The 23,168-nt window shown below is 69.6% G+C and carries 25 protein-coding genes; 9 read left to right on the top strand and 16 right to left on the bottom strand.

What is annotated here, in order from left to right:
• Positions 1-79: 79 nt before the first annotated feature.
• Complete coding sequence (locus WA967_RS08110; RefSeq protein ID WP_424421011.1) at positions 80-823, top strand: Gfo/Idh/MocA family protein; 744 nt, start codon at positions 80-82, stop codon at positions 821-823.
• Between the two features lie 4 nt (positions 824-827).
• Here the strand turns inward: WA967_RS08110 and WA967_RS08105 are convergent, their stop codons facing one another.
• The gene (locus tag WA967_RS08105; protein ID WP_424421009.1) at positions 828-1,025 is read right to left on the bottom strand and encodes a hypothetical protein; all 198 of its coding nucleotides are present in this window, start codon (positions 1,023-1,025) and stop codon (positions 828-830) included.
• Between the two features lie 236 nt (positions 1,026-1,261).
• On the opposite strand from WA967_RS08105, the gene WA967_RS08100 reads away from it, so the two are divergent.
• The gene (locus WA967_RS08100; protein WP_424421007.1) at positions 1,262-1,480 is read left to right on the top strand and encodes a hypothetical protein; all 219 of its coding nucleotides are present in this window, start codon (positions 1,262-1,264) and stop codon (positions 1,478-1,480) included.
• Positions 1,481-1,505: 25 nt separating this feature from the next.
• Here the strand turns inward: WA967_RS08100 and WA967_RS08095 are convergent, their stop codons facing one another.
• Positions 1,506-1,931, bottom strand: coding sequence for a winged helix-turn-helix transcriptional regulator (locus WA967_RS08095; RefSeq protein ID WP_424421005.1), 426 nt, complete (start codon positions 1,929-1,931; stop codon positions 1,506-1,508).
• A 135-nt stretch (positions 1,932-2,066) separates the two neighbouring features.
• On the opposite strand from WA967_RS08095, the gene WA967_RS08090 reads away from it, so the two are divergent.
• Positions 2,067-2,942, top strand: coding sequence for an aldo/keto reductase family oxidoreductase (locus WA967_RS08090; RefSeq protein ID WP_424421002.1), 876 nt, complete (start codon positions 2,067-2,069; stop codon positions 2,940-2,942).
• 103 nt (positions 2,943-3,045) lie between these two features.
• Here WA967_RS08090 and WA967_RS08085 read toward each other — a convergent pair whose 3' ends face one another.
• From WA967_RS08085 to WA967_RS08050, 8 genes are all read right to left on the bottom strand, one after another.
• The gene (locus WA967_RS08085; protein ID WP_424421000.1) at positions 3,046-4,158 is read right to left on the bottom strand and encodes a hypothetical protein; all 1,113 of its coding nucleotides are present in this window, start codon (positions 4,156-4,158) and stop codon (positions 3,046-3,048) included.
• Complete coding sequence (locus tag WA967_RS08080) at positions 4,146-4,709, bottom strand: RNA polymerase sigma factor (protein WP_424420997.1); 564 nt, start codon at positions 4,707-4,709, stop codon at positions 4,146-4,148. The genes WA967_RS08085 and WA967_RS08080 overlap by 13 nt, the downstream gene beginning before the upstream one ends.
• 175 nt (positions 4,710-4,884) lie before the next feature.
• Entirely contained in the window at positions 4,885-6,351 is a 1,467-nt protein-coding gene (locus tag WA967_RS08075) for a phytoene desaturase family protein (RefSeq protein WP_424420995.1), read from the bottom strand.
• Positions 6,348-6,842, bottom strand: coding sequence for an SRPBCC family protein (locus WA967_RS08070; RefSeq protein ID WP_424420992.1), 495 nt, complete (start codon positions 6,840-6,842; stop codon positions 6,348-6,350). The genes WA967_RS08075 and WA967_RS08070 overlap by 4 nt, the downstream gene beginning before the upstream one ends.
• A gap of 158 nt (positions 6,843-7,000) precedes the next feature.
• Positions 7,001-7,705, bottom strand: a complete 705-nt coding sequence (locus tag WA967_RS08065) for a lysophospholipid acyltransferase family protein (RefSeq protein WP_424420990.1) — start codon at positions 7,703-7,705, stop codon at positions 7,001-7,003.
• A gap of 56 nt (positions 7,706-7,761) precedes the next feature.
• The gene (locus WA967_RS08060; protein ID WP_424420988.1) at positions 7,762-8,124 is read right to left on the bottom strand and encodes a hypothetical protein; all 363 of its coding nucleotides are present in this window, start codon (positions 8,122-8,124) and stop codon (positions 7,762-7,764) included.
• Positions 8,125-8,478: 354 nt separating this feature from the next.
• Positions 8,479-9,216, bottom strand: coding sequence for a response regulator transcription factor (locus WA967_RS08055; RefSeq protein ID WP_424420986.1), 738 nt, complete (start codon positions 9,214-9,216; stop codon positions 8,479-8,481).
• An 18-nt stretch (positions 9,217-9,234) separates the two neighbouring features.
• The gene (locus tag WA967_RS08050; RefSeq protein WP_424420984.1) at positions 9,235-11,325 is read right to left on the bottom strand and encodes an ATP-binding protein; all 2,091 of its coding nucleotides are present in this window, start codon (positions 11,323-11,325) and stop codon (positions 9,235-9,237) included.
• A gap of 379 nt (positions 11,326-11,704) precedes the next feature.
• Here WA967_RS08050 and WA967_RS08045 point away from each other — a divergent pair, with 379 nt between their 5' ends.
• A complete protein-coding gene (locus tag WA967_RS08045; protein WP_424420981.1) occupies positions 11,705-12,634 on the top strand; it encodes a hypothetical protein in 930 nt (309 codons plus the stop codon).
• 11 nt (positions 12,635-12,645) lie between these two features.
• Positions 12,646-13,185 (top strand): YaeQ family protein, encoded by a 540-nt coding sequence (locus WA967_RS08040; protein ID WP_424420978.1) that lies wholly within the window; start codon positions 12,646-12,648, stop codon positions 13,183-13,185.
• A 1-nt stretch (position 13,186) separates the two neighbouring features.
• On the opposite strand, the gene WA967_RS08035 is transcribed toward WA967_RS08040, so the two are convergent.
• Positions 13,187-14,557 (bottom strand): MFS transporter, encoded by a 1,371-nt coding sequence (locus tag WA967_RS08035; protein WP_424420974.1) that lies wholly within the window; start codon positions 14,555-14,557, stop codon positions 13,187-13,189.
• Positions 14,558-14,746: 189 nt separating this feature from the next.
• Between WA967_RS08035 and WA967_RS08030 the strand changes: the two genes are divergently transcribed.
• A complete protein-coding gene (locus tag WA967_RS08030) occupies positions 14,747-15,148 on the top strand; it encodes a hypothetical protein (RefSeq protein WP_424420972.1) in 402 nt (133 codons plus the stop codon).
• A gap of 50 nt (positions 15,149-15,198) precedes the next feature.
• Here the strand turns inward: WA967_RS08030 and WA967_RS08025 are convergent, their stop codons facing one another.
• Positions 15,199-15,543, bottom strand: a complete 345-nt coding sequence (locus WA967_RS08025; RefSeq protein ID WP_424420969.1) for a hypothetical protein — start codon at positions 15,541-15,543, stop codon at positions 15,199-15,201.
• Between the two features lie 356 nt (positions 15,544-15,899).
• Between WA967_RS08025 and WA967_RS08020 the strand changes: the two genes are divergently transcribed.
• On the top strand, positions 15,900-16,382 hold the full coding sequence (locus WA967_RS08020) for an FBP domain-containing protein (RefSeq protein WP_424420966.1): 483 nt from the start codon (positions 15,900-15,902) through the stop codon (positions 16,380-16,382).
• Positions 16,383-16,388: 6 nt separating this feature from the next.
• Here the strand turns inward: WA967_RS08020 and WA967_RS08015 are convergent, their stop codons facing one another.
• The 4 genes from WA967_RS08015 to WA967_RS08000 form a co-directional block, all read right to left on the bottom strand.
• The gene (locus WA967_RS08015; protein ID WP_424420963.1) at positions 16,389-17,177 is read right to left on the bottom strand and encodes a PaaX family transcriptional regulator C-terminal domain-containing protein; all 789 of its coding nucleotides are present in this window, start codon (positions 17,175-17,177) and stop codon (positions 16,389-16,391) included.
• A gap of 127 nt (positions 17,178-17,304) precedes the next feature.
• Positions 17,305-18,582, bottom strand: a complete 1,278-nt coding sequence (locus WA967_RS08010; protein WP_424420960.1) for a kynureninase — start codon at positions 18,580-18,582, stop codon at positions 17,305-17,307.
• 1 nt (position 18,583) lies between these two features.
• Positions 18,584-19,549, bottom strand: coding sequence for a hydrolase (locus WA967_RS08005; protein ID WP_424420958.1), 966 nt, complete (start codon positions 19,547-19,549; stop codon positions 18,584-18,586).
• Positions 19,546-20,400, bottom strand: a complete 855-nt coding sequence (locus tag WA967_RS08000; protein WP_424420955.1) for a tryptophan 2,3-dioxygenase — start codon at positions 20,398-20,400, stop codon at positions 19,546-19,548. Before WA967_RS08000 ends, WA967_RS08005 begins: the two co-directional genes overlap by 4 nt.
• Before the next feature lie 220 nt (positions 20,401-20,620).
• On the opposite strand from WA967_RS08000, the gene WA967_RS07995 reads away from it, so the two are divergent.
• Entirely contained in the window at positions 20,621-22,897 is a 2,277-nt protein-coding gene (locus WA967_RS07995; RefSeq protein ID WP_424420953.1) for a carbon starvation CstA family protein, read from the top strand.
• Positions 22,897-23,145, top strand: coding sequence for a YbdD/YjiX family protein (locus tag WA967_RS07990; protein ID WP_424420950.1), 249 nt, complete (start codon positions 22,897-22,899; stop codon positions 23,143-23,145). The genes WA967_RS07995 and WA967_RS07990 overlap by 1 nt, the downstream gene beginning before the upstream one ends.
• Positions 23,146-23,168: the final 23 nt, after the last annotated feature.

The following is a 23,168-nucleotide window of genomic DNA, read 5'->3' as shown; positions in this document are numbered from 1 at the left end:
ACTGGAAGGGTGTTGCTGTGCCTGAGCCCTACCCGAGCGGGGTGGTGGAGGCGTATCGCGCGAACGCGCTGTTCGACGCGTGGAGAAGCCGCTGGCGACGACCGTCGAGGACGCCCAGGCGATCGTCGCCGCTGCCGAGACTAATGGCGTGACGCTGATGGTGGACTTTCACAACCGCGTCAACCCGCCGTTCGTCGCAGCCCACGAGGCCGTGCAGGACGGACGGCTCGGGCGGGTCGAGTACGTGTACGCGCGGCTCAGCAACACGATCGGCGTCGCTTCCGGCATCCGCTGGGCTTCGGCATCGTCGTCGCTGTGGTTCCTGGCCAGCCACATGGTCGACATCGCCCAGTGGATCATGCGCGACCGCATCGTCCGGGTGACGGCGAAGACCGTCTCCGGCACGCTGGAGAGTCGCGGCATCACGACACCGGACGTGTTCGTGATCATGGCGGAGTTCGCCTCCGGTGCGATCGGGACGTTCGAGCACGCCTGGATCCTCCCGAACTCGCACGCCACGGCGAAGGACCTGAAGTTCGAACTCCTCGGGTCAGAGGGGTCCGTGCTGATCGACGGATCCCACAACCGCGCCGTCGAGATCTACTCCGCCGACACGGCTCGCTTCCCCGATGTGATGGCGCCGCCGTACGGCGAGCACTTGACCGGCTTCATCATGGACTCCATCAGCGAGTTCGTGGATGCCGTCGCCGGCCGCCGTCCCGTGCTGGCGACGGGGGAGGAGGGCATCCAGGTCACCGCTGTACTGTGCGCGGTGCTCGAGTCCATCGAGACCGGTCACCCCGTGGAGATCATCGGGTACTGAGAGATCACGAGGGCGCCGTGGCGCCCTCGTGATCGAGCACGATCTCGCCGTCGTGCGCGCGGAGGTCGTCGACCATGGCATCCGAGATGGCCTGACTGCTCTCCAGGCAGGTCACTCCGGCGCTGAGTCGGACAGCTCCATCGATCTCGCCGGCGTCGTCCTCAACCGGACACAACCCCACGCTGCAAAGGGCGACAAGCATGATCGTCCGTGCGCCGAGGCTGCGTCCAGCTCTCGTTCTCTTCGACGAGCCGCCAGAGCCGGTCGAGGGCGGGCTCCTCGGTGTCCGTCCGGGTTCCGGCATCCGTAGCGGGAGCGCCTCGCGTTTGTCAATGACCTGGTGCCGGCACGTGAGCAGAGCGATCGTGGGGTTCCCATCCGCGGTGGTCTCCGTGCGGCGACGAGCGGCGACTGCTTCCTTCTCGAGGAGAGAGCGACATGCGAAAGTACATCCTCTGGCTCGGTATCGGCGTGATCGTGATGGTCGCGTACGTCTACGGCACGAAGGCTGGCCGCGGCCGATACCGCGACATCCGAGCGAGCATCGACGCGGTATGGAACGACCCCAAGGTGAAGAAGGCGCGCAAGGAGGCGCTCAAACGTGCAGATGCGGCCGCCCGATCGGTCGTGAAGCAGGCCGAGAAGATCGGGAGGTAACCGCGGCCGAGCCCCAGCGAACGCGTCAGGCGTTCGCGTCGTAGCGGTCTCGATTCGCGCGCACGGCGTCCATATGCTCCTGGGCCCAGGCCCGCAGCTGTCGGGTGGTCCGGTGCAACGAGGAACCGAGGCTGGTGAGCGCGTAGTCGACGGTCACAGGGACGGTGGGGGTGATGGTGCGGGTGACGAGTCCGTCCCGCTCCAGGGCACGGAGGGTCTGGGTCAGCATCTTCGGGCTGACCCCCGCGATGAGACGCGACAGTTCCGAATAGCGCATGGAAACGGGGTCGCCGCTGCCGTCCGGTCCGTCGCCGCCGAGGGCGCACAGGATCAGCACGACCCACTTGTCGGAGAGGCGATCCAGCAGCTGACGGCTCGGGCACATCGCGAAGAATGCGTTGTACGCGCTCTTGTCCTGAGCCCGTCTGCCGGCCGCGGTCGTCGTCGCCATGCTCATCCTTCGAAGTCGTGAGAGAGCAACGCACTCTGAAGTGCGTACTTCCCGGGAGAGAGTTGCTCTCCAATACTGGTGCAAGCGCGGCGCGGAGACCAGCCCTCGCGCATGAGAAACCGAAAGGCACAACAGATGACCACGACCTCGTCGACCACCCTCCCCGGAGGCACCTGGACCATCGGCGACCGCACCGTCGCTCGTTTCGGATACGGGGCGATGCAGCTCGCCGGACCCTGGGTGATGGGACCTCCCGCGGATCATGATGGCGCGATCGCCGTCCTGCGCGAGGCCATCGAACAGGGAATCACGCACATCGACACGAGTGCCGCCTACGGTCCGCGCGTCACGAACAAGCTGATCCGTCAAGCGCTGCACCCGTACCCGGACTCGCTGCTGATCGCGACGAAGGTCGGAGCGAACCGCGACGCGGCCGGCGGCTGGCCCACCGCGCGCACCCCCGACGACCTGCGCCGGCAGGTCCGCGAGAACCTGGAGACCCTCGGCGTCGAGACGCTGGGACTGGTGAACATGCGGATGGGAGATGCGACGGGCCCGCAGCCCGGTTCCGTCACCGAGGCGATGCAGACGCTGGCCGAGCTCCAGCAGCAGGGCCTGATCCGTCACCTCGGCGTCAGCAACGTCACCGCCGCGCAGATCGCCGAAGCCCGTGCCGTCGCGCCCATCGTGTGCGTGCAGAACATGTACAACCTCGCGCATCGCGAAGACGACCCGTTGATCGACGAACTCGCCGCCGACGGCATCGCCTACGTGCCGTTCTTCCCCCTTGGGGGATTCACCCCGCTGCAGGCGGAGGCGCTGTCGAACGTCGCCGCACGGCTGGGCGCCACGCCGATGGCCGTCGCTCTCGCGTGGCTGCTGCAGAGGTCTGCGAACATCCTCCTCATCCCCGGCACCTCCAAGGCCTCCCATCTGCGCGAGAACATCGCCGGCGCGGCGATCACGCTCACCGACGAGGACATCGCCGAGCTCAACGGGATCGGCCGCTGACGACCGGGAACGGCGTTCCGCCCGCACCGGATGCCGGGCGCACACAGCGCGGGGATGCGGCCGTCGACGGTCGCATCCCCGCGCTGCATGCCGGGAGTCGGTGTCAGTCGTCGCGGTCGTCGGTCTGCGGAGCGGCGTCCACGACATCCTGGGTGATCGTCTCCGTGCTCGCGTAGGTGCCCTCCGGGACGAACGCGGGGACCCTGATGTCGACGACACTCTCGTCGGAGCTGTCGGCGGCGTAGCGGATGCCGCGCGTGCTCTCGGTCTGCACCTTGACGAGCTGCCCCTTGGCGGTGTCGATCGTCAGTCGGTACGTCCCCCATTCACCGTGGTACTGCACGACGGAGAGATCGCCCGAGGTCGAGACGACCTCCGCTCCATCGGTCAGCGCGAGCGCCCTCAGCACGACCGCTCGGTCGTGGCCGGACGCGTTGGCGAAGTCCACGTCGCCGACAAGCCGCCAGAGCCGGTCGAGGGCGGGCTCCCGGGTGCCCGTCCGGGTGCCGGCATCCGACTCGGGATCGATAGCGCCTGCTCGTGCCGTCCACGCGTCGAGGAATGCCTGCGGGTCCTCGGGGATCTCGCCCTGCAGCTCCCACTCGAGGAAGCCGGTCCCCTGGGCGCTGCTGCCGGTGCGCCAGACCTTGCCGGGATTCTTCTTCCCGATCTTCGCCGCCCCGCCGGTCATGTAGTAGTCGGCCCATGCGGCCTCCGCCGCTGCCGTGTCGCCGTATGCCGCGATCCCGTAGTAGTCGTCGGTGTCGTGCGTGACATCGTCGGACGGGTCCGCGGAGCGGTAGGAGACGTCCGAGGAGCCGGTCAGCACGGCCGCGATGGCGTCGTCGGGCACCGTCGAGAACGGCTCGGCTTCCTCCTGCCATCCCGCGCCGAGATAGCTGAGGCTCTCGCGCACATACGTCGTGCGCAGGAACTGGCCCTTCTCGAGCGGGGTGTCGTACAGGGCGACCTGCAGCGCCGCCGCGTTCTCGAGGATCTCCTGCGCGCTGGCTGGAGACGGATGGATGCCGCCGACCAGCGACGCAGCCAGCACCACGCCGGCGGCGATCGCTCCGCCGCCGATCACCATTCCTCGCGTGTGCCGGCCACGGGCGCCGCCGACTGACGAGATCTCGGCCTCCAGAGCCGTGCGTGCCGCGGTCAGGTCGCTGCCGCCGAACTGGCGCATCTCGCGCACCTTGGTCATGCTGTCCATGCGATCGCTCCTCCATTCTCAGGTGATGACTTCACTGCCGATGCCGTCAGCGGGGGCGCCGACAATCGGGCTCGGATCCGGCTGAGCCTGGACCGGACCGTTCCCACGGGGATCTTGAGTGCCGCGGCGACCTGCTCGTAGGTCAGGTCACCCCATGCGTACAGGAGCAGAGTGTCGCGGTCGCGCCGCGGGAGCGCGGCGATCAGCGGACCGAGCGTCCGGATCGCCGCGGCCGCGTCGACCCGGTCGGACGCCCTCGCCTCCTCACTCGGCGCCGTCACTTCGGTGACCTTCGCCGAAGCGACGAGCCGCCGCCAATGCGCTGCCTCCTGAGCGCGGTGACGCCTGATCAGCCGGGTGGCGATGCCCAGCAGCCATGGCCGCGCCGATTCGGCCGTCGGGTCGAACTTCCCGCGTTGCCGGAAGGCCGTCAGGAAGGTCTCACTCAGAACATCGTCCTTCGCCGTCTCCCCGACTCGGGACAGGACGAACGCCTCAACGTGACTCGCGTGGCGCTCGAAGATCTCCGAGAATCGGGCAGGCGAGTTCATGGACGCCTGTATGCATTCGCTGTCTTCACTCACACTGGATATTGCTCCCCCCGGCCGGAACGGTTCCAAGATCGTCATGGCACGATCCACACGGACCACAACCAGTAGAGCAGGTCGGGTCGGGGGCGGGGGCTCAGGTCGGCGGGCAGACGCGCATCAGGCCGCCGCACCCGGCTCAGGCGTCGGGCGACAGATCCGGCAGCATCCGCGTGCCGAAGTCGTGGCGCAGCGCGCTGAGCGCGGCGAGCCATCCCGCCATGCCCGTCACGCCCGGCCCGGGCGAGGCGGATGCCGACGCCAGGTACACGCCGGGGATCGGCGTGCGCCAGGGGTCGGGGCTGAGCACCGGGCGCCGGAGAAGCTGCAGTATGTCCGGGGCCCCGGCGGCGATGTCGCCGCCGGGGTAGTTGGGGTTGTGCTCCTCGACATCCCGTGCGCTGCGCGAACTGGTGGCGACGACCGTGTCGCGGAAGCCGGGTGCGAAGCGCTCGATCTGCCGGATCACGGCTTCCTGCCGGTCGAGCGCGCTTCCCGCCGGCACATGCGTGTAGGTCCACAGCGTCTGCATGCCGGCCGGGGCACGGGTGCCGTCGAACAGCGACGGCTGCGACACCAGCACGTACGGATGCTCGGGATGCCGGCCGCGCTGCACCTGATTCTCGGCATCCGCCATCTCGGTGCGCGTTCCGCCCACGTGCACCGTGCCGGCGAGGCGCAGCTCCGGATGCGTCCAGGGGACCGGTGCGTTCAGGGCGAAGTCGACCTTCGCGACGCCGTCGCCGTAGCGGAACCGCTCCAGCGCTCGCCGGTAGCGGGCGGGTATGGCCGAGCCGGCGAGGCGGATGAGCGCTTTCGGCGTCACGTCCAGCAGTGTGACGGTCGAGGAGGGCAGCTCGGCGAGCGCGGCGACCTCGTGATCGAGCACGATCTCGCCGTCGTGCGCGCGGAGGTCGTCGACCATGGCATCCGAGATGGCCTGACTGCCTCCCACCGGGATCGGCCAGCCGCGCGCATGCGCGTAGGCGGTGAGCGCGAGCCCGGCGCCGGCGCCGGCGATGCTCGGCTGGGCCAGGATGCTGTGCGCGGCGACCCCCGTGAGCAGTGCGGGCGCGATGTCCTCGCGGAAGCGGAGGCCCCACGCGGGGCTGCCCTGCTCGAGCGCGCGCAGGCCCAGCTCGATGGCGGTGCGGGGACTGCGCGGGATGCGCAGCAGCGATGACCCCGTGAAGTCGGCGACTGCGGAGGATCGCTCCGCGAGCGGGCGCATCAGCCGCTCGTACGCCGGCCCGTCGACGCCGAGCGCCTCGCGGGTGCGGGCGAGCTCGCGGTAGGCGATGCCGGCTCGTCCGCCGTCGAGCGGTTGCGCGAACGACACCTCGGGGGTGACGAACTCGACGCGATCGGGCAGGGCGAACTCGCGGAAGAACCGCGACTCGAACGCCATCGGATGCACGGCTGAGCACACGTCGTGCCGGAATCCGGGCAGTGTCAACTCCCGGGTGCTGGCGCCGCCGCCGGGCTGACTCGCCCGCTCGTAGACCCGCACGCGCAACCCGGCGCGGGCGAGCGTAACCGCCGCGGCGAGTCCGTTCGGACCGGCGCCGACGACGACGGCGTCCACCTCGGCGCGGCCACGGCTCACGATGCAGGCACCTCCGGCACGGCGGCGGAAGCGGATGCTCGCGCGAGCGCGCGATGAGACGCGCGCCCCTCCGCCAGGTAGGCGAGACGGTGCAGCGTCTCGGCATTGCGCCAGTACAACAGCACGTCCATGACAGCACGGGGCACGAGTCGCGCCGGGCCCGCGGTGGCCTCCTCCTGCATGCGGACGATCGTCTCCGTGCCGCGCGGCCTGACCTGGATCGTGACCCGAGCCTCGCCCACCGGCCAGCCCTTCGCCCGCATCACCATCGCGCGCGGGTGCTGGTAGTCCTCGACCACCGTCTCATCGTTGATCAGCGCGGGCCACACGCCGACGGAGTGGTGCAGCCCGGCACCGACTCTCGGCCAGTCCTCGTCGACGTCGCGCATCCGCCATGCGCCGACCACCCATGTCGGGTACAGCCAACCGTCCGCCAGCACGTCGAACACGTCCTCCGGCGTGCAGTGCATCACCCTCACGTTGCGGGACATCGCGCCCCTCCTCAGCCTTCGTCGTCGGACCGGTCATTCGTCAGCATTCGTCGCCCGACCGGTCGCTTCACCGTATCCTCGGGCGTCGCCGCGGGGCAGTGGGTTGCGCGTCGGCGGGGTCTGTGGCAGGCATCCCCTCAGGCCCCGTGCGGGCAGCGTCAGTCGTGCGAGCTCGCGTTCACGCTGCCGGAGCGCTCCTGCCCGCTCAGACTCGCGATGGCGGCCATCATCCGCTCGGTGATCTCGCGACGAGCCCTGCCGGCCGGAATCCCGACGAGATCGGTGAGATCGAGCGGCTCGCCGAAGCGCACCTCGAGGCGCGGTCTGCCCGGCAGCAGATGGCTGAGGGGCTTGATCGAGCCGGTGCCGACCAGCCCGACGGGCATGACCGCGGCACCGGTGTCGCGAGCCATCCACGCGGCGCCGCCATGACCGTCGTGCAGCTTCCCGTCACGTGACCGGGTGCCCTCCGGGAACACGGCGAAGACGTTCCCGGCTCGCAGGATGCTGCTGCCCGCGTCGAGCGCGGCACGCGCGTCCCGCCCAGTCGCACGATGCACCGGGACGCCCCCGATCGATCCGAAGAACCAGCGCTTGAAGTGCCCGGGCAGCCCGGATCCCGCGAAGTACGACGCCTTGATGAGGAACTGCACGGGGCGCGCGGCCGAGGTCGGGATGATGACAGTGTCGAGCGACGACAGGTGGTTGCTCACCAGCAGCACCGGGCCCTGCTCCGGCACGTTCCCACGGCCCTCGATGCGCGGACGATACATCAGCCAGAACAGCGGGCGCAGGATCGCACGTCCGAGAAAGTAGACGGCGCCGGCCCGCGGCACGGGGCTCGGCGAGGCGGATGCTGTCACCTCGCCACCCTATCCGCCCTCGTCGAAGGCGGATCGCTTTCAGCCGCGCGTGCGCCTCAGCCCACCGAAGTCGCCACGCGCATGGCCAAGGTCGTGCCGACGGACAGAAGAATGGTCAGCACGATGCCGACGGCGGGAGCCCACCACGCCGGTCGGTGCAGCACCCGCAGCAGGATCGCTGCGAGCAGGGTTGCCGCGAGCAGGGCGATGCTGCCTCGGATCTGGAAGTCATTGGCCGTGCCCGCCAGCGCATAGTCGCACCGATCACCGCATCCCGCAATACTCAGAGTGGTCAGCACGAAGATGAGCCAGGCCACCCACGCGACGCCGATCTGCACGATGAACAGCCCGATCGCCTTCGGGAGGTCGTTCGGACCCGGCCACAGGCGTTCGGACGTCGCGAAGTCAGGTCCCCCCACAGTTCCCCCTCGCTGCAGCCGTCGCGGCGAGCCTACCGCGGGACGCAGTGAGATCGCCCCCGACCCTTCGGCGCAGGACATGAAAGAACCCGGAAGCCGACCCCAGCGTGCGGCTTCCGGGTGCACGTCCCCTCACTATCTGCGTGCGATGACGCGAAACTACTCCAGCGGGACCGCCCCCGACAAGATCGCGGGAAGAAGTTCAGTGAGGATACGGATACCGCGTGCTCGCACTCGGGCGACGCTGGCAGTGTGCACATCGACATCTGGCTGGACGGCAGGGATCCCCCCGAGGGGCGCGTCGCCGATGGCGAGCACGAGCTGCGGTTCCGCGGCTGGATCGAGCTGATGGCGTCACTGACCCGGCTTGTCGAGCCTGGCGGCGAAGCGGATCGCGAGCTCGGTGCGTGAGCGCAGCCCGAGCTTGGCGAGGATGTTCGAGACGTGCGTCTCCACCGTGCGACGGGAGACGAACAGGCTCTGTGCGATCTCGAGGTTGGTCTCTCCGGTGGCGACGTGGCCTGCGATCCTCTCCTCCGTGCGGGTGAGCGATCCCCATCCGGATGCCGGACGACGGCGCTGTCCGGGCACCTTCACCCCGAGCAGGCGGAACTGGGCCCTCGCCCGCGTCGCCTCATGATCGGCGCCGACCTCCTGGTACTCGTGCAGCGCGGTCTCGGCCAGCACGCGAGTGCGCTCGCTGTAAGCGGGCAGGGCCAGCGCCGCCAGCTCGGCGATGCGGGCGTGATCGAGTCGGCGGGGCGTCGCGGACATCACCCGCTCGGCCTCGAGGAGCGCCTCGGCATCTCCGTCGGCCACGCCGGCGACGGCGAGGGCGGTGGCCTGCAGGTGCGCGACGCCAGGGTTCCTCGCCGCCACCGTGCGGGTCGCCTCGACCACCTCGGGCGCCTTGGCCGCGGCATCCGCTTCGATCAGGCCCCGCAGGCGCTCGTCGCCTGCCGGTCGCTGCCACAGCTCGGCCAGATCGAGGGCGATCTCCGTGCACTCCATCAGCATGCGCAGGCCGTGCACGTCCTGCCAGCCGCGCCACAGCGTCTCGAGAACCGCGGAGACATCACCCCGCGCACGCACCGCGTGGACGTGCCCCAGTCAGATCAGTGCGCTGCCGCGACTGCTCCACACGCGCCGGCTCGCGATCGGGTCGACGAGCCCGGCGACCTCGAGCGCCGCCTCCGACCCGTGCTGCAGCGCGATCACCCGGGCACGCAGCGCGAGCACGGGCGGGTCGAGGCCGATGTCCATCTGCCCCAGCAGCGCGGCATGCGCCTGCAGCTCCGTGGCGATGTCGGCCAGGTTGCTGTTGTGGCTGCGAGCCTCGGCCGCCATCGCGTGCGTGGCGAGGATGCCGGTGCGCAGACCGAGTTGTGCCGACAGCTGCAGCCCGCGGCGGATCATCGCGGCGGATTCGTCGATGCGGTCGACGTCGGCCAGCGCCACAGCCAGCACCGCATGAGGGAATGTCTCGATCGTCGCGACCGACGGATGCCTCTCGGCGAGCTCCACGGCCCGCGTGAGCACCCGGACGGCGTCGTCCAGGTCGCCGCGGCCGTTCAGGATCAGTCCCTGCAGCGTGAGCGCGTTCACCTCTGCGACCGGGTTGCCGCCGACTGCCGCCGAGGCGGCGCCCTCGGCCGCCAGCCGCAGCGCCTCATCCATGTCGCCCAGCAGCATCGTCGGCCATCCCGCGAATGCGAGATGCGCGGCGCGCTCAGCGGGCTCCAGCGCATCGGATGCCGCGTACTCCTGCGCCAGCCGCTGAGACGCGGCGTGCCGGTGCTGCATGACCAGCGATCGCACCCGGATGCTGCGCAGCACCGCTGCAACCTCCGGCTCGTCGGCATGCGGGAGAGCCGCAGAAGCGAGCTCGTAGGCCTGGTGCACCCTCCCTCCGCTCAGTGCCGTGCGGGCAAGCCCCGCGACGGCTGCGACATGCAGGGGTTCCGAGGGGTCGGTGCCCTGCACCACACGCCCCCACAGCTCGACCGCCGTCGCCGGTGCGGATGCTGCAGTGCGCTGTGCGAGTCTCTGCAGCCATGGCAGGTCTTCGCCCACGCTCGGCGCGCGAAGCACATGACCGGCTACGGTCGCCGCCGGGACACCAGCGCCCTCGAGCTTGAGCGCCACGTCGTGGTGCAGCTCCGCCCGCACGGCGGCCGGCAGATCGTGCAGCAGCACGTGCTGGATGAGTTCGTGGCGGAAGCCGAGGGTGCTCTCGTCGATCTCGGCGAGGAAGCCTGCCGCGAGAGCCTCCCGCAGCAGCGGCACGAGATCCCGCATCGTCCGGCCCGTCACGAGCCGCAGCTGCACGGCCGGGAATCGGGTGCCCAGGAGGGCAGCAGTGGTCAGCAGCTCGCGTGTCGCGGGGGTGAGCCTGCTGAGGTGGCGCATCATGACGGTGGCCAGCGACGGCGAGGGCCCCAGCGGGGCATCGCGCAGCTCGGCGCGGTTTTCGTCCACGGTGACCGCGCCGTCGCGCAGCAGCGAGCGGACCATCTCGGTCAGGAACAGCGGATTGCCGCCTGCGGCGGCCGTGTACTGCGCGAAGGTCTCGCCGATCGGAGCGCCGGTCAGGCCCTCGGCGATGGCGATGCAGCTGCTCTCGGGCAGCGGCCCGAGATCGAACGCATGCAGCAGCCCCCGGTTGTCAAGCTCGCCCAGCAGCCGGTCGAGTGCGGGCGCGACTTCGTGGCGCGCCTGCGGGCGCAGTGCTGCCACGACCACCACCGGCAGCTGACCCAGCGTGCGCGCCAGCCGGGTCAGCAGGTGCAGCGAGGCGTCGTCCGCCCAGTGCAGGTCCTCGAGGATGAGCACCGTCGGCTCACCGGCCATGCCGTCCAGCAGCGACAGCAGGCGCTCGCCGGTGATGTGCTCGTTCTGCTCCGCTGCGACCTGCCGGTCCTGCTCGGTGAGCACCGGGCCCAGGGCGTCCAGCAGGACTCCGAAGGCGCGACGGTGATCCATGGCATCCGCAGCGCCCCGCAGCACCCGCCGTTCCTTCGGCGCCTGTGCGACCGCGGCGTCGATGAGGGCGGTCTTGCCGATGCCGCCCTCGCCCCGCACCAGCAGGAACCGTCCGCTGGAGAGCCCTCCCCGCCAGGTGGAGATCAGGTCGGCGAGTTCGGCATCACGGCCCAGGAAGGGCGGAGCGGATGCGGCGGCGGGATGCACAGGTGCGGCCATCGTGGTGCCACCCGCCTCTCTGCTCGGACACCCCCCGCTGCACTGGATTCTAGTGAGGACAGTGCTCTGCGGACAGTCCTCCCCGTGCGAGGCCTGTGTCGGCGTCCGGTCGTCGGGGCCTGGGTTGCGGATCGGCTGGTGGATCGCTCCGCCGGCCCGGCTGATGCTGTGGCCGCACGGCGTCAGCATCGCGGGCCCCTGGCGCAGGGCGGCGCCATCCTCCTGATGCGGAGGACGGTTCCCCAGAGCCGCCCCCCGCATAGGGGAGAATCCGACGCACCCCAGTGCATCGGTCTGCGTCGGAGCCCCCGAGGGGCTTACGGCTCGACGTATGCTGAGCGTACGGGCTGGGCCTTCACATGACTCGGGGGAGACTGTGATGACGGTGGAGGATGCTGTTCGGAATGCTGGTTTCGCGATCGCGCTGCGCAATGCGATCGTGCAGCGCGGGCTGTCGCTGTCGCAGCTGCGCATGCGGCTTCGAGACAGCGGCAATCCGGTCTCGATGGCCACGCTCAGCTACTGGCGCTCAGGGGAGCGGCATCCGGAGGGAGCGGCCTCGCTGAGTGCCGTCGACGAGCTTGAGCGGATCCTCGGGCTCCGCCCCCGCGCGCTGTCGGAGCTGATCGTCCGCCCTGCTCGGGTGGGAGCGGTCCGCGCACCGCGCATCCCGTTCGACGACGAGCGCGAACGGCGTGAGATCGCCGAGACCTTCGCCGCCCTCGGAGCGGCCCGGCAGGAGACGTTGCGCGACCTCTCGACACACATGGCCGTGGTGGTCGGTGAGGACGGCGCCATCGAGAGCTCGACCTACCGGTGCCTGATCCAGGTGACCAGCGGATCGCTGACGGAACTGTCGCTGATCGACGTCGACGAGGCGCAGACGAGCGCAAACCTGCAGATCACGGATGTCGTCGGCGCACGGCTGGATCGGGAGCACCGCCATCCCGGCGGACGGGTCTCCGGCATCGTGATCGCGTTCGACCGGCGAGTCGAGGCGGGGGAGACGGTGCTGTTCGAGTTCACCGAGGTGACGCCCCCGGACTACCCCCGCCGGCGCAGGGCATGGCACGCCACGGCGCGCTCGGCGAAGGAGACGCTGATCGCCGTGCGGTTCCCGCCGGGACGCGAGCCCGACTGGTGCGAGGAGTACGTCGAGTCCGAGGAGGGGGAGGAGGAGTCCTCGTCGCCGGTGATGCTGCGCGGCGGCCTCGCTCACGCCGTCCGGCACGGCTTCGGCCCCGGCGTGCTGGGCGTGCGCTGGGGGTACCTCGACGACCCGGCAGGCGGCACGGCGCAGACCGCGTAGGCTCGGGGATCATGGCGGCAGGTTCGACGATCCACACTTTCGACGTCCAGTTGGCGGATGTGGACCGCGGCGTCTACGACGACTTCACGCTGCGCCTGGCCCGGCATCCGTCCGAGACCGACGCCTACATGCTCACCCGGCTTCTGGCGTACTGCCTGGAGTACGAGGAGGGCATCGCCTTCACGGAGGGTGTCGCCGCGACCGACGAGCCCGCCGTGCTGGTGCGCGACGCAACCGGTCGCGTGGCCGCGTGGATCGAGGTGGGCGCGCCTGATGCCACCCGGCTGCACCACGGCAGCAAGCTGGCGGATCGCACCACCGTCTACACCTACCGCGACCCGGCCAAGGTGATCGCGAACTGGGCAGGCAAGACCATCCACGATGCGGACGCGATCGTGCTGCACAGCTTCGATGCGGGCTTCCTCGACGATGCGGCCGCGGCGCTCGTGCGTCGGAACAGCGTGACCGTGTCGGTCACCGAGCGACAGCTGTACGTCGAGCTGAACGGCACCCATCTCAGCACGGGTGTGCACGACCACAGCATCCGCTGAGTCAGACTGCGGCCGGCGCCTCCACCGGATTCCGGCGGATGCCGATCCACGAGACCACCCCGCCGAGCGCGAACAGTCCTGCGGTGACCCACGCGGCGCTGTGGAAGCCGCGCAGATCGAGCGCGCCGCCGACGATCGTGGACAGCAATGCCACCACCAGCAGGCCGGCGACGCGCGAGACGGCGTTGTTGACGGCCGAGGCGATGCCGCTGCGGGTCTCATCGATGGCGCCGAGGATCGCTGAGGTCAGCGGCGCCACGGTCAGTGCCAGACCCAGCCCCAGCACGATCATCGACGGCAGCACCTGCCACCAGTAGCTGAACTCGCTCCCGACCGTGAGCAGAAGTGCGGCGCCGACCGCCATCACCAGCGGTCCCACGGTCATGAACAGCCGCGGCCCGAGCCGGCCTGCCCATGCACCCGCGCGAGAGGAGAGCAGGATCATCAGGATGGTCACCGGCAGGCTGGCGAGCCCCGCGGCCGTCGCGCTGAGCCCCGGGCCCTGCTGCAGGTACACGCCGATCACGAAGCCGTTCAGCGACAGCGCCGCGTAGATGAAGAGCGTCGAGATGTTGCCCCAGCCGAAGTTGCGCACCCGGAACAGCGAGAGCGGCATGAGAGCGGAGTCCGATCCCCTCTGTCGCAGCAGGAACACCACCAGCAGCAGGATGCCGATCGCGCCCGGTGCCCAGATCGCGGGCGAGGCCCAGCCCAGCCGCTCCTGCTCGATGAGCGCGAAGACCAGCCCGCCCAGGCCGACGGCACAGAGGATGCCGCTGAACCAGTCCACGTGCGCGGTGCGCTCGTGCTCCGGCAGGTGCAGCCGGCGCAGCAGGAGCAGGTTCACGGCGATCGGCAGCACGTTGATGAGGAACACGAACCGCCACGACAGCAGATCCACGAACAGTCCGCCCATCAGCGGTCCCACGAGTTGCGCGCCGGTCGTGAACGACGTCCACACTCCGATGGCCCGGGACTGCAGCTGTCCGCGCATGGTGGCGGTGATCAGCGCCAGAGAGCTCGGCACCAGCAGGGCGCCTGCGGCTCCCTGCGCAGCGCGAGCGATGATCAGCGTCAGCGGTTCGGGGGCTGCGGCGACGGCGATGGATGCCAGTCCGAATGCGATGAGGCCGATCCGCATGATGGGCACGCGCCCGTAGGCGTCCGAGAGCGAGCCGGCCAGCAGGATCAGCGCGCTGAGGGTGATGAGGTACGCATCGACGACCCACTGCTGCGTGGTGATCCCGCCGCCCAGCTCCCGGCTGATGGCCGGCAGTGCGACGTTCACCACCGTGCCGTCGAGGAAGGTCACGAACGACGCGAGGATCGCGACCGTGATGACCAGGCGCTGCAGAGGGGAGAACGGCGGCACAGGCTGACACTACCCCGGAGGGGAGGTGGTGAGGGCGGGGCGGCCGACGTTCACCGCGCAAGCCGAACGGCCCATGAACAACGGCATCCGCCTATCGACGCGGCATACTCCCCGGCGTACGCTGAGCCTCAGGCGGGTCCACCTGCCCGCCCGCAGCCGGCGAGAGCCGATGACGAGGAGCGGTGCGCGATGGATTCGATGATGATGGACGCCATGTCCGCGGAGATGAAGATGCCCGGCATGGAGATGATGGACATGGCCGTCATGCAGGCGTGCATGGATGCGTGCTCGGCCTGCGAGCAGGCGTGCACGGTCTGCGCGATGCAGATGATGGACTGCGCCCCGGCATGCATGAACTGCGCCGACATGTGCAACACCATGATGCGCGGCATGATGCGGATGCAGGGCATGACTCCAGCCGTGATGATGTCGATGCTCGATGCCTGCATGGCGATGTGCCAGTACGCCATGGACAAGTGCATGGAGCACGCCGAGATGAGCGAGGTCTGCCGGATGTGCGCTCAGTCGTGCAAGGCCTGCATGGACGCCTGCATGGCGATGCGCGAGTCCATGATGAAGATGGCGAGTTGACGACTCTTCGACGGGCTCAGTGCCCCATCGCGAAACAGGCGAGCTGAGCCTCAGCGGGCGACGTTGTACAGCGCCGTGCCGACCGCCAGCACGTGGTAGTTGCGGTGCAGAGCCACCGGCGTGCCCGCAATGACCTCGAGCGCCGCGCCGCCGGCGTTCCAGACCGTGATGCTCTCGCCGTCCAGTGTGCGCAGGGTGACGACTCCGGATGCCGCGTCCGCGGCGTCCACCAGGGCATCCGCCCAGCCCTGCGGAGTGGCCGAGGCCAGCCGCGCCTGGATCAGGTGCAGCGCGTGGCCCGGAGCGAATGAGGAGCAGGCGTAGCCGTGGTCGCACATGCACGCAGCACGCTCAGTCACCTCGACGGGCGAAAGGCGGGTCTGCGGGCTGGTCACGGTGATCTCCTCACGATCGGATGCTCCGAGGCTACGTCCGTGATCGGGCGCGGTCGACTCGTGGTGAAACGCGACGAAACAATGCCCGCTGACGGCGTTCAGGGTGAGCTGTCCGCAGCGGCGGCGTACACTTGCCGACGTGCTGTTCCATGAGTGCGCCCGTACGGCGCGAGAGGTGATCGTCGGCGCGTCACGCGCCGACGGCAGAGGCTGAGAACGATCCGGCGGCGGAACCCCCGTCACCGGAGAAGCGTCGTACCCGGCATCCGGGCTCCTTCTCTTGTCTCTTGCCGCGCCCGTTTCCGGGCCCGCCCAACTCCCGCCAACCCGGCGGTTCCGAACAGAAAGCACTTCTCATGCGTCCCATCGACGAGCGCGCCATCCGCGCGTCCTTCCGCAACGCCTCCCGCAAGGAGGTCTCGTCTCTCACCCTGCCGCCCGGCTTCGACGAGCTGGCCTTCTCGGGGCTCGACTATCTCGGCTGGTTCGATCCGAAGATGCCCCGCCGGGCCTACGTCGTGGTCGAGACCGAGGACGGCCTGGCCGGCGTGCTGCTGCAGCGCACCGAGCAGCGTACCGCGCGGCGAGCCCAGTGCTCGTGGTGCGATGACGTCACCCTGCGCAACGACGTGCAGTTCTTCTCGGCCCGCAAGGGCGGAGCCGCCGGCCGCAAGGGCGACACCATCGGCACGCTGATCTGCGAGAACTTCGGCTGCTCGGCGAACGTCCGAAGGCTGCCGCCCCTGGCCTATGAGGGCTACGACCGCGAACTCGCCCGCGAACTGCGGATGCTGCGCCTGCAGGAGCACGTCGCCGCCTTCATCGCCGAGATCGGCTGAGCACACTCAGCCCACGGCATCCCGCACATGCGCGAGCGCGGCGTCGGCCAACTCGGCACGCAGGCGCTGGAACGCCTCGACGCTGCGGTTGCCCGGCCAGTCGGCGGGGAGCATCTCGGCAGGCAGGCCGGGGTCCGTGTAGGGGATCACGCGCCAGCTGTCCAGCAGCCGGGTGTAGGCGGCGAACGGGCGCGTTGTGTCGAGCTCTTCCACCGATGCCAGGAAGCGCTCATGCTCGCCACGCAGCGCGTCCAGATCCCACCAGCTCGCCGCCGCTTCGGCCAGCGGGACGGCGGGCCGAGGGTCCGCAGTGCGGAACAGCGTCGCGAACTCGCGAGCGCCGACCTCGTCGAGCAGTTCCTCGACCTCCGCATCCAGATGCCCGGGCAGGATCCACAGCCCGGCCGAGACGGCGCCCGCACCCAGGTACTGCAGCCGTCTGCGCAGCTGGTGCCGCAGGTCGCGCCGGGTCTCCGGGATGGTCGCCGACACCAGCATCCACTCGTCGCCGGCGTGCATGGTGCGCACGGCGAAGATGCGCCGGTCGCCGCGCTCCAGCATCGGGACCGCGGCCGGGTTCAGGGTCAGGAGGCCGGGGCCGTCCAGCAGCAGCCCATGCTTCTTCAGCCTGGTGATCGCCGTGCGCGCCCGCGCCGCGGGGATGCCGAGATCCTCGGCCAGCCGGACCAGCGCCGCGGACGTGATGGTCCCGCCCAGCGGTCGAAGGTACAGACCGATCACCGTCCGCAGCAGTGAGGTAGTGCTGCCCGGGCGGGCGTCGACGTCGTCGAGCACCGCGCCACCCACCTCACCGACACCCCTCCTGGTCGCCGAGACCCCTCCTGAGCGACGCGAATCACGAGGGGCTTCGGCGGTGGTGAGGGGGTTCGGCGAAAAAGGCATGGCGGGCATGAGGCGGGGGTCAGGCGAGCAGGGCGTCGCGCACGGCGGCGATGCCGCGCAGCGTCTCGGAGTGAGAGGTGCTCAGGGGCGAGAGGCCCAGGCGGATGCCGTCGGGGAACCGGAAGTCGGGGATGATCCCCTCGCTCCACAGCGTCTTCGTGACCTGCTGGAACGAGTCGTGCCCGATCGTGATGTGGCCGCCGCGGTGCGCGGCATCCCGCGTCGACAGCAGTCGCACGCCCAGCGGGGCGAGCAGTTCGTCGTAGGCGCGCACGGCGAAGTCGGTCAGCGAGACCGACTTGGCCCGGACGGCCGTGACGCCCTCGGCCTCGATGATGTCCAGCATCCCCTGCATCCCCAGCATCGACAGCACCGGCGGGGTTCCGCTCAGCAACTGGCGGATGCTGTTCACCGGCGCGTACTCGGGACCCATGGCGAAGATGTCGGCAGCGCTCCACCAGCCGTGGATGGGCTGCGTGATCGAGCCGTGGTGCTCGGTGCGCAGGTACGCGAATGCGGGGGAGCCGGGCCCGCCGTTCAGGTACTTGTACGTGCATCCGACGGCCATGTCCACGCCCCAGGCATCCAGCTGCATGGGCACGACGCCCACCGAATGGCACAGGTCCCACAGCATGAGCGCACCGGCCTCGTGCACGGCGGACGTGATGGCGGGCATGTCGGCCAGCGCACCGGAGCGGTAGTCCACGTGGCTCAGCACGACCAGTGCCGTGCGCTCGGAGACGACGGCGGCGACATCCGCGACGCTGACGCCGGTGATCTCATCCGGCTCCACCCAGCGCAGCGTCGCGCCGGCCTCCTTCGCCACGCCGGCGGCGATGAAGCGGTCGGTGGGGAAGTTGCCTGCCTCGATGACGATCTCATCGCGGCCCGGGCGCGCTGCGATCCCCGCGCGCATCAGCTTGTACAGCAGCACGCTCGTGGAGTCCGCGATGACGGTCTGTCCGGCGGCGGCACCCAGCGTGACCTCCGCGATGCGGTCGCCGAGCGTCATCGGCAACTCCATCCACTGCTCGTCCCAGGAGCGGATCAGACGCGTGCCCCAGTCCTCGCGGATGAACGCGGCGGCCTTCTCGGGCAGGTCCTTCAGCGGGCGGCCCAGCGAGTTGCCGTCGAGGTAGGCGGTCACGCCGGGAGCGTCGGCGAATGCGTCGAGGTGGCGGGCCAGCGGGTCGGCGGCATCGAGACGGCGGGCCTCGCTGAGCAGGTCGGGAGCGCTCACGCCGGCCACGCGGCGGTGCTCGTCCTCGGGTGATTCGGGGGCGGTGGATTCGGTCATGTCAGGCCTCCAGCTCGGAACGGGTGAGTGGTCGTGCGGCGGCGGGATCGCCATGGGGAACGAACAGGGCCTCCGGGCCGGACGGCGCGAGCGCCTTCAGCAGGCGCATGCCGTCGATCCCGGCCTCGCGCAGGGCGTCGAGTTCGTCGGTGCGCAGGTCGACGGGGCCCGGACCGTTGCCCATGTCGGTGCCGTAGAGAACCATGCCGCCCGCCGCGGCGAACCGACGCACATTGTCGATGGCGATGCCGCGGTGCTGGGCGTCGTGGATGGCCAGCGTGGAGATCCACTGAACGGATGCCGCCTGCGCGGCGATCTCGTCGTCGCCCAGGCGCTCGGTGAACGGTGCGTGCGCCAGCAGATCGGCGCCCAGGCGTGCGGCGCGCTGCGCCTGGCCGGCGCCCTCCGCGTGCGCGACGACCGGCAGGTCGTGGGCGGCGGCGGCCTCGACGATGGCGCTGAACACGTCGTCGTCCAGCACCGGGCCGGCCTCGCTGTGCAGCACGGCCTTGATGCACGAGGCCCCGGCAGCAGCCAGCTCGCCCACCGCGCTCGCCGCGTCTGCAACATCCGTCACCTCGCGCACGGAACCCGCCGGAGCCCAGGCACGATCCGATGGATACCCGCCGGGTGCGGTGAGGAAGGCGCCGGCGTACTCGATCGCGACGTCGGTCGGGATGCTTTCCGCAGGTCCCTGGCCCTCGGACCGGGCGAATTCCATCCGACTGGACTCGGCCTGGATGGAAAGTGCTGCTGCGGAGGCCTCTGGACCGGCGTTTTCCATCCAGCCCGCGCTCCGGACTTCGCGCGCGAGCTCCCGCACCCACGAAGGCTCCGCACCCAGATCCACCACGCGGCCCAGCCGCGAACCCGCCAGCAGACGGTGATCGACCAGCTGCAGGTGCACGTGGTGGTCGGTGAAGCGGCCCGTGACGATGCCGCCTTCGACGTGGCGGAGCTCGATCATCGGCCGATTTCGGTCCGCACGCTGTACAGCTCGGGGAAGAAGGTCAGCGAGAGAGCGCGCTGCAGGAAGTCGACGCCGGTCGACCCGCCGGTGCCGCGCTTCATGCCGATGGTGCGGGTGACCGTGCGCAGATGGCGGAAGCGCCAGAACTGGAAGTTGTCCTCCACGTCGACGAGTTCCTCGCACGCCTCGTACAGCTCCCAATGCTCGTGCGTGTTCTCGTAGACCTCCTTGATCACGGGGATCAGCTCGGGGGTCTCGCGGTACGGCAGGCGCACGTCGCGCTCGAGGATGGATGCCGGCACCGACAGGCCGCGCCGGGCGACCAGGCGCAGGAACTCGTCATACAGTGTCGGGCGCTCCCACTCGGCGGTGAGCATCGCGAGGTTCTCGGGGTGACTGCGGAAGACGCTCAGCATCTTCTCGTTCTTGTTGCCGAGCGCGAACTCCACGCAGCGGTACTGCACGGACTGGAAGCCCGAGGCATTGCCCAGGAACCCGCGGAACTCCGAGTATTCGGTGGGGGTCAGTGTGGCCAGCACCGACCACTGCCGGGTGATCACATCCTGGATGTGCTTGATGCGGGCGATGGGCTTGAGCGCCTCGCGCAGGTCGTCGGCGGCCAGCAGGTCGCGGGCGCGTCCGAGCTCGTGGATCATGAGCTTCAGCCACAGCTCGGTGGTCTGGTGCTGGACGATGAACAGCAGCTCGTCGTGGTGCTCGGGCTGGGAGACCGGATGCTGCGCATCCAGCAGCTTGTCCAGGTCGAGGTACGAGCCGTACGTCATCCGGTTCTTGAAGTCGGTGACGATTCCCTCTTCGAGTTCGCGCTCGTTCGCTTCGCTGCTCATAACCTGACGATATCAGCATTATGTCGAGCGTCACAAGAATGAAATCACTGTCCCGAGCTCGGTCGGATGCTGCCGTTCGTCGCGCCAGCGGCACCGCTCGTCGCACGACCGCACCAGCGAGCCTCACCGGCCGCGCCCGCGCGGTGCGCCCCTTCTATCCTGACGGCACGCAAAGTCGCGTGTGAAGGCACGCAAGGTCGCGTGTGAAGGAGAAACCCCCATGACAGCTGCCATGCCCCATGGGCGGGGCAAGAACGGCGTCCTCGAACAGGACCCGAAGCTTCCGCCCGTCGCCGTATCCGAGAAAGAGCACGAGCGGGAGAACCGCTGGACCCTGCCCAAGATCCTGCTCTGGACCGCCATCGCCCTGCTGGGCGCCGTCGCCTGGACGATGCTGGCCATCGTGCGCGGCGAGACCGTCAACGCCATCTGGTTCGTGTTCGCCGCGGTGTGCACCTACCTGATCGGCTACCGGTTCTACGCCAAGGTGATCGAGAAGTACATCCTGCGCCCCGACGACCGCCGAGCCACTCCGGCTGAGATCCTCGAGGACGGCAAGGACTTCGTCCCCACCGACCGCCGCGTGCTGTACGGCCACCACTTCGCCGCCATCGCCGGCGCCGGCCCGCTGGTCGGCCCCGTGCTGGCTGCGCAGATGGGCTTCCTGCCCGGAACCATCTGGATCATCGTGGGCGTCGTGCTGGCAGGTGCTGTGCAGGACTACACGGTGCTGTTCTTCTCCATGCGCCGTAGCGGCCGCTCCATCGGCCAGATGGCCCGTGACACGCTGGGCAGGATCGGCGGCACGGCCGCCATCATCGCCTCGCTGCTGATCATGGTGATCATCATCGCCATCCTCGCGCTGGTCGTCGTCAATGCTCTCGGCGAGAGCCCGTGGGGCGTCTTCAGCGTCGGCATGACGCTGCCGATCGCCATCTTCATGGGCCTGTACCTGCGGTTCATCCGCCCCGGCAAGATCACCGAGGTCTCCCTCATCGGCTTCGTGCTGCTGATGGCCGCGATCATCGGCGGCGGCGCGGTCGCCGGCACCGAGTGGGGCCAGGCCGTGTTCTCGCTGGACCGCACCACTCTCGCGTGGGCCCTCATCATCTACGGCTTCATCGCCGCGGTCCTGCCCGTGTGGCTGCTGCTGGCCCCGCGCGACTACCTGTCCACCTTCATGAAGGTCGGCGTGATCGTCATGCTGGCCGGCGCCATCGTGCTGGTGCGCCCCGAGATCGCCGTCCCCGCGTTCACCGATTTCGCCTCCAACGGCATGGGCCCGGTGTTCTCCGGTTCGCTGTTCCCGTTCCTGTTCGTGACCATCGCCTGCGGCGCCCTGTCGGGCTTCCACGCGCTGATCTCCTCGGGCACCACGCCGAAGCTCATCGAGAAGGAGCGCCAGACCAAGTTCATCGGATACGGCGGCATGCTCATGGAGTCGTTCGTCGCCATCATGGCGCTGGTCGCCGCGATCTCCATCGACCAGGGCATCTACTTCGCCATGAATGCCCCCGCAGCCCTCACCGGCGGTACGGTCGAGCACGCGGCGGCGTTCGTGAACTCGCTGGGTCTGACCGGCGTGCACGTCACCCCCGAGATGCTCACGAACACGGCAGCCGGAGTCGGGGAGCCCAGCGTGATCTCCCGCACCGGCGGTGCGCCGACCCTGGCGCTGGGCCTGGCGCACATCATGCACCAGCTCATCGGCGGTCCGTCGATCATGGGCTTCTGGTACCACTTCGCCATCATGTTCGAGGCGCTGTTCATCCTGACCGCCGTCGACGCCGGCACGCGCGTGGCGCGCTTCATGCTGCAGGACTCCATCGGCGCGTTCTTCCCCCGCTTCCGTGACGTCAGCTGGCGCCCGGGCGTGTGGGTGTGCACGGCGATCATGGTCGCGGCCTGGGGTTACATCCTCATCCTCGGTGTGACCGACCCCCTCGGCGGAATCAACACGTTCTTCCCGCTGTTCGGCATCGCCAACCAGCTGCTGGCCGGCATCGCGCTCGCCGTGGTGTTCGCCATCGTGGCCAAGCGGGGCCGCAGCTACGTGCGCTGGCTGTGGATCATCGCCGTGCCGCTGGCGTTCACGGCGGTGATCACCATCACGGCATCCCTGTACAAGATCTTCTCGCCGGTGCCGGGCATCGGTTACTGGGCCAACAACGCCAAGTACCGCGCCGCGCAGGCGGCAGGCGACGGCAGCCTCGGCAAGCCCGAGGTCGTCGAGGCCGTGATCCGCAACACCGCCGTACAGGGCACGCTGTCGATCATCTTCGTTGTGCTGACCGCAGTCGTGATGATCGTCGCCGTGATCGTGGGCATCAGAGCCATTCGCGACGGCGTCTCCGACGACGGCGAGGACGCCCCGGTTCCCTCCCGCCGCTTCGCTCCCGCGAGCCTCATCCCGACCCGCGCCGAGCGCGAGCTGGAAGCGCGGTGGGCCGAGCACGACGCTGCGCAGCCTGCCGGCCGGGGAGCATCGAGGCACTGATGACCGCCATCGCGAGGACGCAGGACCCCGCGGTCCGCTCCGCACCCGCCGCCGCCTGGCGGTGGGTGCGGAGCGCGGCGTCCGGCATCCGCTGGTATGTCACCGCACTGATGGGCGACGGCGCCTACGACACCTACATCGCGCACCAGCGCGCGCATCATCCGGATGCCGAGGTGCCGACCGAACGGCAGTTCTGGCGCGACCGGATGGCCGACCAGGACCGCAACCCCGGCGCCCGGTGCTGCTGAGCGGCTCCGCCCGGTCGGCCGTA

This window comes from Microbacterium sp. (assembly GCF_049650565.1).
Taxonomy (GTDB): Bacteria; Actinomycetota; Actinomycetes; order Actinomycetales; family Microbacteriaceae; genus Microbacterium.
Note: the sequence above shows the minus strand (reverse complement) of the source record. Positions and strands in the feature narration are given on the sequence as shown.

What these genes read in the sequence shown, in the direction of transcription:
- WA967_RS08100 (WP_424421007.1), top strand. Translation starts at nt 1,262, where the DNA reads ATGCGAAAGTACATCCTCTGGCTCGGTATCGGCGTGATCGTGATGGTC.
- WA967_RS08020 (WP_424420966.1), top strand. Translation starts at nt 15,900, where the DNA reads ATGCGTCCCATCGACGAGCGCGCCATCCGCGCGTCCTTCCGCAACGCC.
- WA967_RS08045 (WP_424420981.1), top strand. Translation starts at nt 11,705, where the DNA reads ATGACGGTGGAGGATGCTGTTCGGAATGCTGGTTTCGCGATCGCGCTG.
- WA967_RS08095 (WP_424421005.1), bottom strand. Translation starts at nt 1,931, where the DNA reads ATGGCGACGACGACCGCGGCCGGCAGACGGGCTCAGGACAAGAGCGCG.
- WA967_RS08005 (WP_424420958.1), bottom strand. Translation starts at nt 19,549, where the DNA reads ATGATCGAGCTCCGCCACGTCGAAGGCGGCATCGTCACGGGCCGCTTC.
- WA967_RS08085 (WP_424421000.1), bottom strand. Translation starts at nt 4,158, where the DNA reads ATGGACAGCATGACCAAGGTGCGCGAGATGCGCCAGTTCGGCGGCAGC.
- WA967_RS07995 (WP_424420953.1), top strand. Translation starts at nt 20,621, where the DNA reads ATGACAGCTGCCATGCCCCATGGGCGGGGCAAGAACGGCGTCCTCGAA.
- WA967_RS08010 (WP_424420960.1), bottom strand. Translation starts at nt 18,582, where the DNA reads ATGACCGAATCCACCGCCCCCGAATCACCCGAGGACGAGCACCGCCGC.
- WA967_RS08050 (WP_424420984.1), bottom strand. Translation starts at nt 11,325, where the DNA reads ATGGCCGCACCTGTGCATCCCGCCGCCGCATCCGCTCCGCCCTTCCTG.
- WA967_RS08040 (WP_424420978.1), top strand. Translation starts at nt 12,646, where the DNA reads ATGGCGGCAGGTTCGACGATCCACACTTTCGACGTCCAGTTGGCGGAT.
- WA967_RS08070 (WP_424420992.1), bottom strand. Translation starts at nt 6,842, where the DNA reads ATGTCCCGCAACGTGAGGGTGATGCACTGCACGCCGGAGGACGTGTTC.
- WA967_RS08105 (WP_424421009.1), bottom strand. Translation starts at nt 1,025, where the DNA reads ATGCTTGTCGCCCTTTGCAGCGTGGGGTTGTGTCCGGTTGAGGACGAC.
- WA967_RS07990 (WP_424420950.1), top strand. Translation starts at nt 22,897, where the DNA reads ATGACCGCCATCGCGAGGACGCAGGACCCCGCGGTCCGCTCCGCACCC.
- WA967_RS08030 (WP_424420972.1), top strand. Translation starts at nt 14,747, where the DNA reads ATGGATTCGATGATGATGGACGCCATGTCCGCGGAGATGAAGATGCCC.
- WA967_RS08000 (WP_424420955.1), bottom strand. Translation starts at nt 20,400, where the DNA reads ATGAGCAGCGAAGCGAACGAGCGCGAACTCGAAGAGGGAATCGTCACC.
- WA967_RS08080 (WP_424420997.1), bottom strand. Translation starts at nt 4,709, where the DNA reads ATGAACTCGCCTGCCCGATTCTCGGAGATCTTCGAGCGCCACGCGAGT.
- WA967_RS08090 (WP_424421002.1), top strand. Translation starts at nt 2,067, where the DNA reads ATGACCACGACCTCGTCGACCACCCTCCCCGGAGGCACCTGGACCATC.